Origin of the sequence: Formosa algae (assembly GCF_001439665.1) — a bacterium.
GTDB classification, from domain to species: Bacteria; Bacteroidota; Bacteroidia; order Flavobacteriales; family Flavobacteriaceae; genus Formosa; species Formosa algae.
In genome coordinates this window covers 49,174-66,674 of record NZ_LMAK01000008.1, presented here as the reverse complement: position 1 = coordinate 66,674, position 17,501 = coordinate 49,174, and the positions used below count along the sequence as shown (strand labels likewise).

Below are 17,501 nucleotides of genomic sequence, written 5' to 3'. Positions count from 1 at the left end.
TTCTATCACCGCCATAGTATCTGCAAAGGCAATAGTTGATGGGTTACTTCTTAATGTATCTATAAACTGATGTAAAGTCATTTGTATTTCTTTTTATGTATTTTGGTTCCACACTAGCCAACAAAATAGTAATCCTGAAAAGTATCAGAATCTCACGATTAGTTTGAATACAAGTTTTAGGAACTCTTAATTTTAGGTTATATATTTAATCAAAAATACCACTAAAAATTAAATTATGCCATTAGTAAAGCCATTATCCCCCGACCACGATATAGAAACCAAAGCCTTAGCAGAATTCTTTAACGAAACCCTTGGCTTTTGTCCGAACTCGGTTTTAACCATGCAAAGAAGACCTACCATTTCAAAAGCATTTATTAATTTAAATAAAGCTGTTATGGCCAATGAAGGTCGCGTAACCTCAGCCTTAAAACGCATGATTGCTTGGGTATCTAGTAATGCTGCAGGTTGCAGATATTGTCAGGCCCACGCCATTAGAGCAGCAGAACGCTATGGTGCAGAACAAGAACAATTAGACAACATATGGGAATATAAAACACACCCTGCATTTTCTGATGCCGAACGTGCAGCCTTAGACTTTAGTCTAGCCGCCAGCCAAGTTCCTAATGCGGTAGACGACAGTATAAAATCTAAACTTTATGAATATTGGGATGAAGGTGAAATTGTAGAAATGTTAGGCGTAATTTCTTTATTTGGGTATTTAAACAGATGGAACGATTCTATGGGAACCTCTATTGAAACAGGAGCCGTAGAAAGCGGAAATACCTATCTTGAAAAACACGGCTGGAATACAGGGAAACACAGTTAATCTTTAACCTAAATAATACAAAAGGCTATCTTTACGGATAGCCTTTTATTTATATATTTAAAGAAATCGAGGGATTTAATCCTCGTCTTTCATCATCGATTTTAAATCGTTAGTATACGTTGGATAGGTAAACATTTGCTTTTTAAATTCAGAAACTGTCATATTCTGACTTATCGCCATAGAAAATAAATTAATCGTTTCATGAGCTTCTGTACTTAAAAGATGTGCTCCTATAATTTCATTAGTACGCTCATTCACCAAAACTTTATAAGCATAAACCGGATTGTTTTCTTTCTTCGCATTATACCAAGAGCTCGCATCTCCTTTATAAATTTTAATATTTTTAAAACGTTTAAGTGCTTCTTCTTCAGTATATCCTACACTAGACAATTTTGGATTTGTAAACACCGTAGATGGCATAGGTGGAATTTCGAACGTTTTAGATTGGTCTTTAATAATATTATTACTGGCTACATAACCTTGTAGACCTGACACCGGCGTTAATGGTAATGCTTTACTGCTTACATCTCCACAAGCAAAGACATTAGGATTGGAAATACTTTGTAAATAATCGTTTACGATAATACCTCTTTCGTCAAATTTTACATTAACTTTCTCTAAATCCAACATTTCTACAGATGGAACACGACCCGCAGTATTAAATACTTTTCTAGATTTTACAGATTTTTTCTTACCGTCTAAAAGGTATTTTACCTTAAAATTCTTTTTTAATTTTTCTACAGAATCAACCTCAGCATTATAAATAAATGTAATCCCGATCGTTTGAAGATAATCTACTAAAATACCGACTAAAAAGGGATCGAATGGTGTTAAAGACGCCGGTCCTTTTTCTATAACTGTAACTTTACACCCCATAGTAGCTAGCATGCTAGCAAACTCCATACCTACATAACCAGACCCAATAAAAGTAGCACTTTTAGGCAGGTGTTTTAAATTTAAGATATCGTCGCTAACTTTTAAATAGTCTTGTCCTTTTATTTTTAAATCTAGCGGAATCATCCCTGTAGCAATAACAAATTTATCTGCAGAAATAAGTTTGCCTTCAATTAGAATTTCATTTTCACTCTGAAATACGGGAGACTGATGATACATATCTATACCTAATTCTACCAAATCTTCTTCCGTGCTCGGTGGAATACTATCTGTAAAAGACGATTTAAATTTCTGAACCGTTTTCCATTTTATTTTAGGCAATTTAGAAACCCCTTTGTCTTTTAAAAGTTGACTGGCATGTAATAATTCTGAAAACTGTAATAAGATTTTTTTGGGGTCGCAACCTCTAAGGGCGCAAGTACCTCCAAAGGCACGGTTATCGGCTATGGCCACAGTCTTCCCTTCTTTAACACAAAGCTTTGCTGCGGTTTGTCCTGCTATGCCCGAACCTATTACAAAAACGTCGTAATGCTTATTTTCTTTCATAATGCCTTATTTAGTGTTTACTATTTTTGTTTCCCTCCAACTACAATAACAATTTCTCCTTTAGGCGGTTTGTTGGTGTAATGTTCTAAAACAGATTTTGCAGTACCACGAATGGTTTCTTCGTATAATTTAGTTAATTCTCGTGAGACTGAAACAAGTCGATCTTCTCCAAAAAATTCGCAGAAATGCGTAAGTGTTTTTAATAATTTATGTGGCGATTCGTAAAAGATAATGGTTCGTGTTTCTTCTGCTAAAAACAACAATCGCGTTTGACGGCCTTTTTTTACAGGTAAAAATCCTTCGAACACAAACTTATCGTTAGGCAATCCGGAATTTACTAAAGCTGGCACAAATGCTGTTGCTCCTGGCAGACAATCTACTTCTATACCATGTTCTACACAAGCACGAGTTAATAAAAACCCAGGATCTGAAATGGCGGGTGTTCCTGCATCGCTAATTAATGCAATTACTGTTCCGCTTTTTAACCTTTTAATTAAACCTTCAACCGTTTTATGCTCATTATGCATATGGTGCGATTGCGATGGTGTATTAATTTCAAAATGTTTTAGTAATTTTCCTGACGTTCTGGTGTCTTCAGCTAGAATTAAATCGGCTTCTTTTAGAACTTTTACAGCTCTAAACGTCATATCTTCTAGATTACCAATGGGCGTTGGCACAATATATAATTTACTCATGTATGGCGAATTGAATAACAGGTTTATGCTTTACTATAAGCAATAAACATGTAAAATGTATAGTGTATTAAAAGTGTAAAATTGAGATAATTTAATTGAATTTATCTTCTATAATTTGCATAAATCGCGTTTCGAAAATCTCTTTTCCTTCCCAATTATTATAATCTACTTTAACCACATTTTGAATTAAATGACTTGCTTCTTCATAATTACTACAAGTATTTACTTGAGAAATAACACGATCGTAATCTTCGCTACTGCCACCAAATAATTGTTTAATAAAGGCTATTTTATCGTTTAAACCAATGTTTAAACCTCCACTTTTTAATTTATCGTTTAGTGATTTTTTAGAAGCGACTTTAGAAGATTCTGATACGGGTTCAAAAATTGGAGTCTCTTTAAAATCGGCTGTAATCTCTTCAAAATCGTTTTTTTCGTAAATTGGTTCAGGAGAAATTGCTTCAACAAATGCGTCTACCGCATCGTCTTCTTGCGGCATCTCGGCAACAAGATTCTTAATTTTTTCCATCACTGGTTCAGAAATATCTTCGGCATCTTCATTAGGTTGTTGCTGGTCTTCACGAATAAAAACATGCTCGTCTACCTCTACACTATCAGATACTTTATTGTTAAACGCACTGTCTAACATCCCGAAAAAAGAAGAATCATTAGCAATGGTTAGCTTCTCACCTTCAGGAGATTCTTGCAGAAATTTAAGGACAGAAAGTTTTTCAAAAAGAATAGCAGTTTCTGCATGTAATGCATCTAAATCATCTTTGCCTTCAAGTCTAATAATTCTTAATGCAATATTAATTAACTCTGATTCTAATTTCTTCTTCATAACTTTTAAATTTAAACTATTTTCGCCTTTTAATTTTTAATAAATTTACACCCTTATAAACAAACGAAAGTTTGTAGAATTTTAGTGTTAAAATTACAAAATGTTTCTCGAAAATACAGTAAATCATAAAGAACAATTTGGTTGGATTGAAGTTATCTGCGGATCGATGTTCTCTGGAAAGACGGAAGAATTAATCCGAAGACTTAAACGCGCGCAGTTTGCCAAACAAAAAGTTGAAATTTTTAAACCTTCGGTAGACATTCGCTACAATGAAGAAATGGTGGTCTCTCACGATGCCAACGAAATACGTTCTACCCCTGTTCCTGCCGCTGCAAATATTCCGATTTTAGCAGATGGATGTGAAGTTGTAGGGATTGATGAAGCTCAGTTTTTTGATGATGAAATTGTACGTGTGTGTAATGATTTAGCAAACAAAGGCATTCGTGTAATTGTGGCTGGTTTAGACATGGATTTTAAAGGCAACCCTTTCGGACCAATGCCTAATTTAATGGCCACGGCAGAATATGTCACTAAAGTACATGCCATTTGTACAAGAACAGGTAATTTAGCACAGTACAGCTACAGAAAATCGCAGAGTGATGCTCTTGTTTTACTTGGAGAAACTGAAGAATACGAACCTCTTAGCCGTGCAGCTTACTATAAAGCCATGCGTAGAGATAAAGCACAAAACACAGGCTTAAACCTTACTGAAGATTCCGATTTAACTCCTAAAGATACCGATGCTTAAAGCGCAGGAAACCCTTTTAGAAATAGATTTAAAAGCGTTAAAACACAATGTTACTTATCTTAAATCTATAACAGAGTCTACAACCAAGTTTATGGCTGTAGTAAAATCATATGCGTACGGAAATGATGCTGCCGAAATTGCTAAATTTTTAGAAACATTAGATGTAGATTATTTTGCTGTAGCCTACACTTACGAAGGCGAACAATTAAGACACGCAGGAGTATCAACCCCCGTTTTAGTACTACACCCACAAAGCGTAAGCTTTAACTTGCTTATAAAACATTGCTTAGAACCAAATCTATATAGTCTAAAAATTTTAAACGAATTTATAGCGACAGCAGAAACGGCAGGATTAACACATTATCCTGTACATTTAAAATTTAACACAGGATTAAATCGTCTTGGGTTTTCTGAAAACGACATTCCTGAAATCCTTTCCATTTTAAGTCGTACAGAAGCCATTAGAGTGGTGTCTTTATTTTCGCATTTAGGAGCAAGTGAAGATTTAAATGAAAAAGAATTCACCTTAAATCAGATTAAAGCATTTAAAAACTGTGCAGAAAAACTAACACCTAATTTACCTTATACACCCATGTTGCATATGTGCAATACTTCTGGAATTATAAATTATCCTGAAGCCCATTTTGATATGGTTAGAAGTGGTATTGGTATGTATGGTTTTGGAAATTCTGAAGAAGAAAACAGACACTTTAAGCCTATTACCACTTTAAAAACGGTTATTTCTCAAATTCATCACATACCTGCAGGTCAAAGTGTGGGTTACAATCGCGGACACATTTGCGACACGCCATTAATAACAGCAACCTTACCTCTAGGCCATGCCGATGGTATAGGAAGAGAATACGGTAACGGCAAAGGTTTTGTTGCCATTAACGGGCAAAAAGCACCAATAGTTGGCAATACATGTATGGATATGATTATGGTAGACATTACAAATATAGATTGCCAAGAAGGAGATGAAGTAATTGTTTTTGGAGATTTTCCTACTGCCGAGGAGTTCGCTGCAACTGCTAATACCATTTCATACGAGTTACTTACAGGGCTTTCTCAACGCATAAAACGCAGTATTTTAAGATAATTACAAGAACATTTGTAATTTTTTATATACTTTCGCCATTATTAACCAATCCTTAAACTATATGGCATTTTTCAAAGATTTCAAGTCGTTCCTTCTTAAAGGTGACATTATTAACCTTGCAACAGCAGTAATTGTTGGTGGTGCATTTGGTAAAATTGTTGCATCTTTTACTAAAGATATTTTAATGCCGCCTATTGGCTTATTGCTAGGCGATGTTAATTTTACAGAGTTAAAGTATGTACTTAAAGAAGCTACAACTAATGCCGCCGGAGCAGAAGTTCCTGCAGTATCTATTAACTACGGAAGTTTCATTCAAGTTGTTATCGATTTTATTATTATCGGTTTCTGTATTTTCATGGTGTTAAAAGCATATGAAAATTCGAAAAAGAAAGAAGAAGCAGCTCCTGCAGCACCAGCTGGACCAACACAAGAAGAACTTTTAGCAGAAATAAGAGATTTACTAAAGAAATAAAATTGTTAAATAATTAACAATATGTTTTTTGTTGTTAAAAAGCCTTGGTTTTAAATAAACTAAGGCTTTTTTTAAATTATTAATACTTAGTTTTGTTCAAAATAATAATTGACACACTTAAACTAATATTATATAATGAAAGTAGCTGTAGTTGGTGCCACGGGTATGGTTGGCGAAGTAATGCTTAAAGTTCTTGCAGAACGTAATTTTCCATTAACAGAATTAATTCCAGTTGCCTCAGAGCGCTCTGTTGGGAAGACAATTTCTTATAAAGGTGAAGACTTTAAAGTTGTAGGTTTAGCAGATGCAGTAGCTATGAAGCCAGATATCGCTTTATTTTCTGCTGGAGGAGATACGTCTTTAGAATGGGCGCCTAAATTTGCAGAAGCAGGCACAACGGTAGTCGATAATTCTTCGGCTTGGAGAATGGATCCTACAAAAAAATTAGTCGTTCCTGAAATCAATGCGAACGAATTAACAAAAGACGATAAAATTATTGCTAATCCTAACTGTTCAACAATTCAATTGGTTATGGCTTTAGCACCGCTTCATAAAAAATACAAAATGAAACGTGTTGTGGTATCTACATACCAATCGGTTTCTGGTACAGGTGTAAAAGCTGTAAGACAACTAGAAAATGAAATTGCTGGTGTAGAAGGCGAAATGGCATATCCTTACCCTATTGGAAGAAATGCATTACCACATTGCGACGTTTTCTTAGATAACGGGTACACTAAAGAAGAGATGAAATTAGCTAACGAACCTCAAAAAATCTTAAGCGATTCTTCTTTCTCTGTCTCTGCAACTGCAGTTAGAATTCCAACAGCTGGAGGACACTCTGAATCTGTAAATATTGAATTTGAAAACGATTATGAATTGGCAGATGTTCGTAAATTATTAAGCGAAACTCCAGGAGTAATTGTACAAGACAATACAGACACAAACACGTACCCAATGCCTATTTATGCGCATGATAAAGATGAAGTTTTTGTGGGACGTATTAGAAGAGACGAAACACAGAAAAACACAATTAACATGTGGATTGTAGCAGACAATTTACGTAAAGGTGCTGCAACAAATACCATTCAAATTGCAGAGTATTTAATTGAAAATAAATTAATATAAGGAAACTCCTTAAATATATATTAAAAAAAGCTCCTTTGCATCTTTGCTTAGGAGCTTTTTCGTTATTTTTGATTCCCTACAACACACTTTTTTTATGAAAAAACTACTAGCTAGCTTAATTGTCTTAACACTCTTTAGCGCTTGCAAAAATGAGCAAGAGCTAAAGAAAAATAATAATCAAATAGTGAACTATCCTATTACAAAAATAACAGATACTGTAGATACTTATTTTGGTGTCGAGGTTAAAGATCCATACCGTTGGCTGGAAGACGACAGAAGTCCGGAAACAGAAGCTTGGGTTAAAGACGAGAATAAAATTACAAACGATTATTTAAATAAAATTCCGTTTAGAGATTCTATTAAAAATCGCCTTTCTACGCTTTGGAATTACGAAAAAATTGGATCGCCATTTAAAGAAGGAGCCTATAATTATTTCTATAAAAACAATGGACTACAAGACCAATATGTAATTTACAGAACGACAGATAACGATAAAACAGAAGAGGTCTTTTTAGACCCGAATACCTTTAGCGATAACGGGACAACATCTTTGGGCGGATTATCATTCTCTAAAGATGGTAGTATGGCCGCGTATTCAATATCTGAAGGCGGTAGCGACTGGAGAAAAATTATTATTATAAATACAGAAACGAAAGCTGTGATAGAAGATACTTTAGTAGATGTGAAATTTAGTGGCATGTCTTGGAAAGGTAATGCCGGGTTTTATTACTCGAGTTACGACAAACCTAAAGGGAGCGAGCTTTCTGCTAAAACAGATCAGCACAAAGTCTATTATCATAAAATAGGTACTAATCAAAGTCAAGATAAACTTATTTTTGGAGGGATAGCAGATCAAAAACACCGTTACATAAATGCGACTGTAACCGAAGACGATCACTATTTAATTATCTCGCCACGTACTTCTACTTCCGGAAACAAACTATACATTAAAGATCTTACTAAACCCAACAGCACGTTTATTCCTATTTTAGAAGACACCAATAGCGACACTTATTTATTAGACAATATTGGAAGCAAACTCTTTTTAGTCACCAATTTAAATGCTCCAAATAAAAAAATAATCACTGTAGATGCATCAAATCCTACGCCTGAATATTGGGTAGATTTTATTCCTGAAACAGAAAACGTATTAACGCCTTCAATAGGAACTCAGTTTATTTTTGCTAATTATATGGTTGACGCTGTATCACATATAAAACAATACGATTATAATGGTAAATTAGTGAGAGAGGTTGAATTACCAGGCGTTGGAACGGTAAATGGTTTCGCAGGAAAAAAAGAAAATGAAACTTTATATTTCACATTCTCTAATTACACAACACCAGCAACAAGTTATGCTTTTAATCCTAAAACAGGAGATTCTGAAGTGTACGTTAAACCAAATGTAGATTTTGATCCTGATCAATACGAGAGTAAACAAGTCTTTTATAATTCTAAAGATGGCACCAAAATACCAATGATTATCTCGTATAAAAAAGGCACAGATTTAAATGGTAAAAACCCTACAATTTTATACGCTTACGGCGGATTCAATATTAGTTTAACACCATCATTTAGTATTGCCAATGCTGTTTGGATGGAAAAAGGCGGAATTTACGCCGTACCAAACTTACGCGGAGGTGGCGAATACGGAAGAGCTTGGCATGATGCTGGTACAAAAATGCAAAAACAAAATGTCTTTGATGATTTTATAGCAGCCGCAGAATATTTAATTGATAACAAATATACATCGTCTAAATATTTAGCAATTAAAGGAGGTTCTAATGGCGGATTATTGGTAGGTGCTACCATGACACAGCGACCAGATTTAATGAAAGTCGCACTTCCGGCTGTTGGCGTACTAGACATGTTGCGTTACCACACCTTTACAGCTGGAGCGGGTTGGGCTTACGATTATGGTACAGCAGAAGACAATAAAGAAATGTTCGAATATTTAAAAGCATACTCGCCTGTACATAATGTAAAAACGGGGAAGCATTATCCAGCAACATTAATAACCACTGGCGATCATGACGACCGTGTGGTTCCTGCTCACAGTTTTAAATTTGCAGCGCAATTACAGAGCAAACAAAAAATTGGTAATCCTGTTTTAATTAGAATTGAAACAGATGCTGGTCATGGTGCAGGAACTCCTGTTAGTAAAACCATAGAACAATATGCAGATATTTTTGGATTTACATTATATAATATGGGATTCGATACGCTACCAAACACACCCACAGAAGAAGTAAAAGGATAAGCCTTTAAAACATAGTATAGCAAAGCCATTTTAACCTTATTAAAATGGCTTTTTAAATTGAAAATGATACCAAATAAATAACACTAAGACAACGATTTAAAAACCAACACCTCATTGTATTACCGCTTTAAATTGTCTATATTTCCTTAATTTTTAAGAAGATAAATCTACTCGACTACGTAATTCAATACAGAATTTTGTTAGTTTAACCACCGAAGACTTATCTTCGTTATCGCTAAACCAAATATTAATCAAATAAAACCTCTAATGTCTTTGAATGATTTAAAGGTCAAACTGAGTAACCAAAACACTAAAGTTCTTTTTAGTGATTATTACGATACTATAATTCATAGAAATGTTCACCCAAATTACACTTTAAAGTTATGGGCTAAATACATGATTGCAGAGTTAGGGTTAAACCTTTCTATTGATGCGCTATATTTTATTAGACAAGAGTCCTTGGCATATCTCTGTGAAAAATACAATAAGAATAATGTCGAGATTCCGTATGATATTTTAATCGGTGACATTTTCATGCGATTGGTTAATTCTAAGCTTATAACATACAGTCGCAAAACACATTTTTTTCATCTTTTTGAATCCATCGATTTTAAAACAGAAAGCAGCGTACAATACTTAAATCAGGATGTTTTAAATGAAATAAAAACGTTTAAAACTAATGGAGGACGAGTCTATTTAGTTTCAGATTTTTACGGTTCTAAATCCTTATTTGAAAAGCTATTAGAATATCATGGTATTTTAGATTTGTTTGATGATGTTTTTAGTTCGGCTGTACTACAAAGTAGTAAACATGCTGGCTCTATTTACAAAGTGGTTTTAAACGCTTTATCTATAACTAATCCTAGCGAAGTGGTTATGATTGGTGACAACCAAAGAAGCGATTATGATAATGCAATTAAAAACGGATTAAACGCCTTTAAATTAGAACACGATAGTTATCTAAAAAAAAATAAATTAAATGCTATTGGAAATGATTTCAAAAAAACAAAACGCGTAGTATTCGATATTTATAAAGCTTCTAAAAAAAAGGAAGCTATGCCTTTTACACAGTATATTATTTACTATCATTTTTTTATTGAAAAGCTGTATTTAAGAAGTAAAAAAGAAGGCATTAAGAATTTATTTTTCTTGGCAAGAGAAGGACAATTTTTAAAAATAATATTCGATTCGTATCAGGAATTTCACTTGATAGAAGACCGTTTAAAAATAAACACTCATTATTTAAAAACATCCAGACAAGCTTCCATTCAAATTAATTTAGAACCTCTTGAAACAGAACCTTTTTTATATCTTAAAAGCAAATATCCTGAATTATCTATAGAAGATTTTTTAATCTTTTTTAACTGTCCAAAACACACGCAAGAAACTATTATTAACGACTTAAATTTAAGTCCGAATGCGCCAATAAAAGATTTTTTTAAATCCAATGTTTTTGAAACTTTAAAACAAAATCAAACCTTTATTACTTTCTATAATACACATAGAGAAACTAATAAAAACAGTTTTAAAACCTATATTAATTCTTTTGGTGTAGATATTGAAAACGAAGGTATTTGCCTTGTCGATATTGGTTGGGGCGGCACAATGCAAGAATCTTTATTCGGTTTTTTTGAAAAACAAATTCCGATAACTGGTTATTATTTAGGTCTCAGATATATTTATAACATTCAAGAAAAAACCCCTCGCGATGGTTTAATCTTTTCTATTTTACCTTTTACAGCTTATAACGACTTTTTGCTAATGGCAAATAACCAGTATTACGAGCAATTTTCTGCTGCTAATCACGGGAGTGCTGTGGAATATACAAACGAAGAGGGTTTTGTGATTGAGAAACATAATCCTGAAGAAAAATGGCTATACGATACGTTTATTAAAACGCATCAAACACAAATGTTAGGCTTTCATAAGACCTTACTTAAAGAGTTAGACACCATTTGTTACGATCAAAACATGGTTCAAGAAATTATTGCTAAAATTGCACTTAAAACGGGATTATTTTACAATCGTAAAACATTAAAATTTATAGAAAATTTAAACTCTGGTTTCTATCAAAATATAGGAACAAACACAGTAGGCTTAAAATACGAAAAGCAAGAGTTAGGTAACCCCGTAAGTCACTTAATTACATTTATAAAAACACCAGAAGTGGTCTTTAGGTATATAACCAAATTGAAACCCGTATTGTATCAAAAAAATAAAATTTTAGCTTTTCTTACACCAAGCTATCTTATCTATTGGTATTATATATTCAATAAATTCATGCGATTTAGTGTTTTAAAACCCCTATTTTTACTTAAATCTACTTACTTTAAAAACCATTAAAATTTAAAGTAAATTATAGCGATTTCACAACATGCTTCAAGTTCAAAATATATCTTTTGGTTACACTAAGAAAACCATTTTAGACCACATTTCTTTTTCAGTTGCACAAGGCGAACAATTATCTATTATTGGCGAAAGTGGCTCTGGAAAAAGCACCCTTTTAAAACTACTTTACGGTACTTACGATTTACCTGAAGGTGACATTTTATGGAAAGACCAACCTATATTAGGTCCAAAATATAATTTGGTAATCGGTTATGATTTCATGAAATACGTTGCGCAAGAATTTGATTTAATGCCCTTTATTTCAGTAAAAGAAAATATAGGGAAATTCTTATCTAATTTCTTTCCAGAAGAGAAAGAAAGACGCACTACAGAATTGATTGAGTTGGTAGATTTGGTTGAATTTACAGACGTAAAAGTGAAGCTCTTAAGTGGCGGACAAAAACAACGTGTTGCTCTAGCAAGAGCAATTGCCCGACAGCCCGAAATTATTTTACTGGACGAGCCTTTTAGCCATATCGACAACTTTCAGAAACAAACATTACGCCGTAACCTGTTTAAATATTTAAAGGAAAAAAACATTACCTGTGTGGTCGCTACTCACGACCGCGAAGATGTTTTGCCTTATGCAGACCAGATGATTGTTTTAAACGACGGAAAAATAATTGCCTACGATACTCCTGAAAATTTATACAAACAACCTGAGAAGCCCTTAATTGCATCCTTTTTTGATGAATTTAATACCATTAAAGCTTCCGATTTAAATTTAGAAACTACGAATGCGTCTGTTTTTGTGTATGCTCACGAATTACAGTTCACTAAAGAAGCGGCTTTAGAAGTAGAAATTAAGCACAATTATTTTAGAGGACATTTGTATTTAATTGAAGCTGATTTTAATTCAGAATCTATTTTTTTCTATAATAATTCACCCTTAAATATAAATCAAGTCGTGAACTTGAAACTCACTGAAACGGCTAAAAAACGTATAGAATTGCAATAATTTTTAGGATTGAAAACGAACTTAAATTAATTAATAAGCAAACCCAGAAAATCGTCCGCAATGTGTTAAAGAGAAAGAAATTGATAATTGTTTAGAAGCATAAAAAACCTGTGGTATCCCTATTGCTGTCTTTTCAATTTTTAACGCATGAAACGTTAAGCCTTTAGTTTTAGAAATTGCCTTTAAAAATCGCTCTTTCAATAAATCACTCTGAATTTTGTAATCCTCTTTTTTAGTTTCAAAAACAGAAGTATAAACCTCTTGAGTATTATTTTGTTTAGCAATTGTATAGACATAATCTTCTGTTAGTGTAGACGCTGTAAAATATTCATTATCATCTATTTTCACTATTCCTTTATCTTCAGAAATAAGCTCACACTCTAACCGTGTAGGATTAAAAAAACGCTTTTTAAATTTCTGAACATGTAATTTGTAAGCTGCTTCTTTCATACTCCACAGCAACCAAACTGTTTGATGTTGGTTTTCCGAAGCAAAAATAAGTGCTTCCTCCTTTTTCGTGAAGACTTTCTCCAAAAAACGCGGACATTCCCAATTACCACCTGTGGTAGCATGTTTTAAATCAACTATATCATTACCTATCATTTGGCAGCAAGTTTTTCTATAACAATATCCATAGCTGCTTTTACAGATATCATTTTTTCCATGTCGTCGTTCTCTATTCTAATATCAAACTCATCTTCAACATCTAAAACAACATCTACTAAATTCGCTGAATTTATCTTCAAATCATTTATAAAATCTGTATGCTCAGATAAGTTATTAAACGCATCTTCGTCTTGTATATAAGGTTGAACAATGATTTTTAGTTTGGCAATTAATTCTTCTTTTGTCATAGTATTACCCATACAAGTGGGCGCCTTTTTTAAATTAATCCTTAGTCTTTAAAATAGTATTATTACTTGCTTAAGACCTTACATGGTTTAAAAACCAAGGTGATTTTCTGATTAATACTTCTTAAAGATAACACAACCGTTCACATCTCCAAAACCAAAACTAGCCTTTGCAGCAATGTTTAATTCGGTTTTTAATACTTTTTTTACAATCTTTTTTTCCGAGATTAGTTTCAGAATTTCAGGATGCACATCCTCACAATTAATATTTGGGAATACAAATTGGTCTTTTAATTGCAAAACGGTTGCCACAGATTCAATACTACCTGCAGCAGCTAAACAATGACCAACCATAGATTTTAATGAGTTGATATATGGAAAATCATCTCCATTCCTATCCAAGGCTTTGGTCCAATTTTCAATCTCTAAACCATCTTTTGAGGTTGCTGTTAGGTGTCCATTAATTGTATCAATATCTTCTACAGAAATATTAGCATTTATAACTGCATCTTTAATACAACGTTTCACAGCTTCAGGATTTGGAGCTGTCATTGTACCACCATCACGTTGCCCTCCGGAATTGATATTACCTCCTAAAATCTCTGCATAAATTGTTGCATTTCTTTCTAAAGCACTATCTAAAGATTCTAAAACTAAAGCTCCTGCTCCTGCTCCAGGCACAAAACCAGAAGCACTTTCACTCATTGGTCTTGATCCTTGTTTTGGCGTATTATTATGTTTATAAGTCATCACTCGCATAGCGTCGAATCCTCCCCAAATGTATGGTCCGGAATCACTACAACTTCCTACGAGCATGCGTTTGGCTTGACCGTTTTTTATACGTTCATAACCCATTAAAATACCTTCGGTTCCAGTTGTACACGCTGACGAATTTGTTGTTACCTGATTACCAAGTCCCAAAATACCTCCTAAGAAAGCACTAATTCCGCTAGCCATAGTTTGAACCACGACTGTACTCCCTAAACGTTTTACTTCACCTTCATCTAACTTGTAAATAGCTTCTCTAAATTTCTCTACACCAGAAGTTCCTGTTCCAAAAATGGTTCCGGTATCAAAATCTAATTTACTGCTTTCTTTTATTTTAAATCCTGCGTCTCTCCATGCATCCATTCCAGCCATACAGCCATACAAAATCCCTGAACTATTAAAACCTCTTAACTGTAAAGGCGTGAGATACTCTAATTTCTTTTCTTCAGAAATTTGCGGAATACCTCCAATACAGCATGAGAAATTTAAATCTGCTAATTCTTGATGGAATGTAATTCCGGATTCACCTTTTTTAATGGCTTTCGAAAACGCATCAAGTCCTACACCATTTGGCGCAACGACCCCTAACCCTGTAATGACGACTCTATTTTTCATACCTTAACCATACCTGATATTTTACCACGACAAACTAACTCCCCTTTTGAATTTAACAATTTCACCTTACATTTTAATTTATTAAAACGAAATACTTCTTTTTCTGAAACTATTGTTACTTTCTCCCCAGGTAAAACAGGTAGAAAAAAATCAACTTGACTTGAGGTTAATGCTATCTGAGGTAAATTATGTTCTTTAAGTTGATCTTTAAGCAAATAAACACCTAGACAAACAAGTCCAATTTGTGCCATACACTCGGTAAGAATTACACCTGGCGTAATTGGATTATCTTTAAAATGCCCTTTATAGAAATAGGCTTCTTTTTTAAATGTATAGTGTCCAGTAATTCCTTCAGAGGACATCAAGGTCAATTCATCAACAAACAGAAAAGGTTCTTGATAGGGTAATAATGATATGATTTGCTTTGATGTCATTGCTTGATTTTGAAAACTTATAAAATGTGTATAACTAACTTATATGTTCGCCTCCATCTACAGGAATCACACAACCATTTATCCAACTTGCTTCATCTTTTGATAGAAGATAAACCGCATTTGCAACATCTTCGGGTTGTGTTAGACGATGAAATGGATTCCGCCTTAAACTATACTCTTTTATTTCATTACTACCAGGAATCATACGTAATGATGCGGTATCTGTAACACCAGCCTGAATACAATTAGCTCTAATACCAAAAGGTGCAAATTCTAAAGCAATATTTCTGGTTATTGCTTCTAAAGTAACTTTTGCTGCAGAAACTGCTGCGTAATTTCGCCATGCTTTAGTATTCCCTTCACTTGTAAAACTTATAATTCGAGCATCGTTGGCAAATAATTGCGCTTCAAAAAGCGCTTTAGTCCAATCGAACAAACTAACAGCCATAGCATTAATTGTTAAATTAAAGTCGTCGTTTTTAAGTGTTGGATTTTCATTAGAAATCATTGGTTTTAAGTTGCCTTTAGCGACGCTATGAACGAGTGTCCTTATTTTACCTTGTAAACCTAAAACTTCTTTTAATTCTGAAATAGTTTGTTCTCGTTTTTCAGCATTAAACGCATCAACATTATATGCTTTAAACTGAACTGCTTCAGCCTTTATATTTTGAAATTCGTTAGTAATTTCTTCTTCTTGTGCTCTTGAGTTTCTATGAATAATGCAAATATTCATACCATGCTTTACTAGCTTTTTTGCTGTTGCTAAACCTAATCCGCTAGAGCCACCTAAAATGAGTGCCCAATAATTTTTATTTTGAAATTCTTTTACCATTCTAACAAAATACGTTGTGCCGAAAAACCGGGTCCAAAGCTTAACATTAAACCTCTATCTCCTTTAGGCAATTGTTTGTACATAAAGCGTTCTAAAACGTAAAGAACAGTTGCGCTACTCATGTTTCCGTAAAGTTTAAGCACTTCTTTAGTATCGTCTATATTCTTTCCGAGAGAACCAAATAAGTCTTCAACTGTTTGTACGATTTTCTTCCCTCCAGGATGAAAGATTAAATGATCTATATCTCCAATTGATAAATTATTTCGTTCTAAAAACGGATGTACTATACTTGGAAAATGCTCTGAAATAGTTTCTGGAACAGCTTTATCTAAAATCATTTGCAATCCAGTATTTACCAACTTAAAGCCCATCATGGTTTCAGCATCATAGAAATGATACATGGCTTCGTCTATAATTTTTGGGCCTGCTTCATTTTCATATGAAGACAGAATCACACTTGAAGCACCATCTCCAAAAATAGCCGCACTAACAATATTTACCATAGAAAAATCGTCCAACTGAAATGTTGCTGTTGGCGATTCTACTGCAATTACCGCAGCACGTTTATTTGGATTAGCTTTTAAAAAATTCTTTGCATAAATAATTCCTGAAACTCCAGCAGCACAACCCATTTCTGTAACAGGAAGTCTAACAATATCCTGTTTCATCTTTAAGTTATTAATTAAATAGGCATCTACAGACGGAATCATGATTCCCGTACAACTTACCGTTATAATATAATCGATATCTGTTGGTTGTAATTTTGCTTTCTCAAGAGCTTTAATTAGAGATTGTTCCGCTAACTTGATAACTTCACGAGAATAAATTTCATTTTTTTCTTCAAAAGAGGTTTTAAAAAAAACGTCTTCTGCATCCATAATTGAATACCGTCTATCAACTCCCGCATTTTCAAAAAGCTTGATAACTTTACGTTTAAAACGCTCTTCTTGTCCTTCTAACCAAATATTTAAAAACGGAATAATGTCTTTTGTTTCTCTAGTAAATTTAGGCAACTGTTTTGCTACTGCTGTTATTTTTACGCTCATACTTACTTCCTACCAAAAACAGGTATCTCTTTAGTTAAAAATTATTTTATTACTAAATACTTATTACCAAAATGAAATTAATCTAGGCTATTTCTTTTATAAT

At 33.6% G+C, this 17,501-nt stretch carries 17 protein-coding genes; 8 read left to right on the top strand and 9 right to left on the bottom strand.

Annotation, left to right across the window (positions count from 1 at the left end; translation table 11 throughout):
* Window positions 1-235 precede the first annotated feature (235 nt).
* Window positions 236-826, top strand: a complete 591-nt coding sequence (locus tag AST99_RS03105; RefSeq protein ID WP_057779042.1) for a carboxymuconolactone decarboxylase family protein — start codon at window positions 236-238, stop codon at window positions 824-826.
* 75 nt (window positions 827-901) lie between these two features.
* Here AST99_RS03105 and AST99_RS03100 read toward each other — a convergent pair whose 3' ends face one another.
* From AST99_RS03100 to AST99_RS03090, 3 genes are all read right to left on the bottom strand, one after another.
* A complete protein-coding gene (locus tag AST99_RS03100) occupies window positions 902-2,266 on the bottom strand; it encodes a dihydrolipoyl dehydrogenase family protein (protein WP_057779040.1) in 1,365 nt (454 codons plus the stop codon).
* Between the two features lie 20 nt (window positions 2,267-2,286).
* Entirely contained in the window at window positions 2,287-2,961 is a 675-nt protein-coding gene (gene rsmI / locus AST99_RS03095) for a 16S rRNA (cytidine(1402)-2'-O)-methyltransferase (RefSeq protein ID WP_057779038.1), read from the bottom strand.
* Between the two features lie 91 nt (window positions 2,962-3,052).
* Window positions 3,053-3,802 (bottom strand): hypothetical protein, encoded by a 750-nt coding sequence (locus AST99_RS03090; protein ID WP_057779036.1) that lies wholly within the window; start codon window positions 3,800-3,802, stop codon window positions 3,053-3,055.
* 100 nt (window positions 3,803-3,902) lie between these two features.
* On the opposite strand from AST99_RS03090, the gene AST99_RS03085 reads away from it, so the two are divergent.
* The 7 genes from AST99_RS03085 (at window position 3,903) to AST99_RS03055 (ending at window position 12,852) form a co-directional block, all read left to right on the top strand.
* Window positions 3,903-4,550 carry a thymidine kinase gene (locus AST99_RS03085; RefSeq protein WP_057779033.1) on the top strand — a complete coding sequence of 216 codons (648 nt, stop codon included), beginning with the start codon at window positions 3,903-3,905 and terminating at the stop codon, window positions 4,548-4,550.
* A complete protein-coding gene (alr, locus tag AST99_RS03080; protein ID WP_057779031.1) occupies window positions 4,543-5,649 on the top strand; it encodes an alanine racemase in 1,107 nt (368 codons plus the stop codon). The genes AST99_RS03085 and alr overlap by 8 nt, the downstream gene beginning before the upstream one ends.
* 61 nt (window positions 5,650-5,710) lie before the next feature.
* On the top strand, window positions 5,711-6,121 hold the full coding sequence (gene mscL, locus AST99_RS03075) for a large-conductance mechanosensitive channel protein MscL (protein WP_057779029.1): 411 nt from the start codon (window positions 5,711-5,713) through the stop codon (window positions 6,119-6,121).
* A gap of 135 nt (window positions 6,122-6,256) precedes the next feature.
* Window positions 6,257-7,246, top strand: coding sequence for an aspartate-semialdehyde dehydrogenase (locus AST99_RS03070; RefSeq protein ID WP_057779027.1), 990 nt, complete (start codon window positions 6,257-6,259; stop codon window positions 7,244-7,246).
* A gap of 94 nt (window positions 7,247-7,340) precedes the next feature.
* Window positions 7,341-9,506, top strand: a complete 2,166-nt coding sequence (locus AST99_RS03065; protein ID WP_057779025.1) for a prolyl oligopeptidase family serine peptidase — start codon at window positions 7,341-7,343, stop codon at window positions 9,504-9,506.
* Between the two features lie 267 nt (window positions 9,507-9,773).
* Window positions 9,774-11,849 (top strand): HAD family hydrolase, encoded by a 2,076-nt coding sequence (locus tag AST99_RS03060; protein ID WP_057779023.1) that lies wholly within the window; start codon window positions 9,774-9,776, stop codon window positions 11,847-11,849.
* Between the two features lie 31 nt (window positions 11,850-11,880).
* Window positions 11,881-12,852 (top strand): ABC transporter ATP-binding protein, encoded by a 972-nt coding sequence (locus AST99_RS03055; RefSeq protein ID WP_057779021.1) that lies wholly within the window; start codon window positions 11,881-11,883, stop codon window positions 12,850-12,852.
* Window positions 12,853-12,882: 30 nt separating this feature from the next.
* Here the strand turns inward: AST99_RS03055 and AST99_RS03050 are convergent, their stop codons facing one another.
* From AST99_RS03050 to AST99_RS03025, 6 genes are all read right to left on the bottom strand, one after another.
* Window positions 12,883-13,455 carry a 4'-phosphopantetheinyl transferase family protein gene (locus tag AST99_RS03050; protein WP_057779019.1) on the bottom strand — a complete coding sequence of 191 codons (573 nt, stop codon included), beginning with the start codon at window positions 13,453-13,455 and terminating at the stop codon, window positions 12,883-12,885.
* Complete coding sequence (locus AST99_RS03045) at window positions 13,452-13,706, bottom strand: acyl carrier protein (protein WP_057779046.1); 255 nt, start codon at window positions 13,704-13,706, stop codon at window positions 13,452-13,454. The genes AST99_RS03050 and AST99_RS03045 overlap by 4 nt, the downstream gene beginning before the upstream one ends.
* Before the next feature lie 111 nt (window positions 13,707-13,817).
* Window positions 13,818-15,086 carry a beta-ketoacyl-[acyl-carrier-protein] synthase family protein gene (locus AST99_RS03040; protein WP_057779017.1) on the bottom strand — a complete coding sequence of 423 codons (1,269 nt, stop codon included), beginning with the start codon at window positions 15,084-15,086 and terminating at the stop codon, window positions 13,818-13,820.
* Window positions 15,083-15,520 carry a 3-hydroxyacyl-ACP dehydratase FabZ family protein gene (locus tag AST99_RS03035; protein ID WP_057779015.1) on the bottom strand — a complete coding sequence of 146 codons (438 nt, stop codon included), beginning with the start codon at window positions 15,518-15,520 and terminating at the stop codon, window positions 15,083-15,085. The genes AST99_RS03040 and AST99_RS03035 overlap by 4 nt, the downstream gene beginning before the upstream one ends.
* A gap of 34 nt (window positions 15,521-15,554) precedes the next feature.
* Window positions 15,555-16,352 carry an enoyl-ACP reductase FabI gene (locus AST99_RS03030; protein ID WP_057779013.1) on the bottom strand — a complete coding sequence of 266 codons (798 nt, stop codon included), beginning with the start codon at window positions 16,350-16,352 and terminating at the stop codon, window positions 15,555-15,557.
* Window positions 16,346-17,398 carry a type III polyketide synthase gene (locus AST99_RS03025; protein ID WP_057779010.1) on the bottom strand — a complete coding sequence of 351 codons (1,053 nt, stop codon included), beginning with the start codon at window positions 17,396-17,398 and terminating at the stop codon, window positions 16,346-16,348. The genes AST99_RS03030 and AST99_RS03025 overlap by 7 nt, the downstream gene beginning before the upstream one ends.
* Window positions 17,399-17,501: the final 103 nt, after the last annotated feature.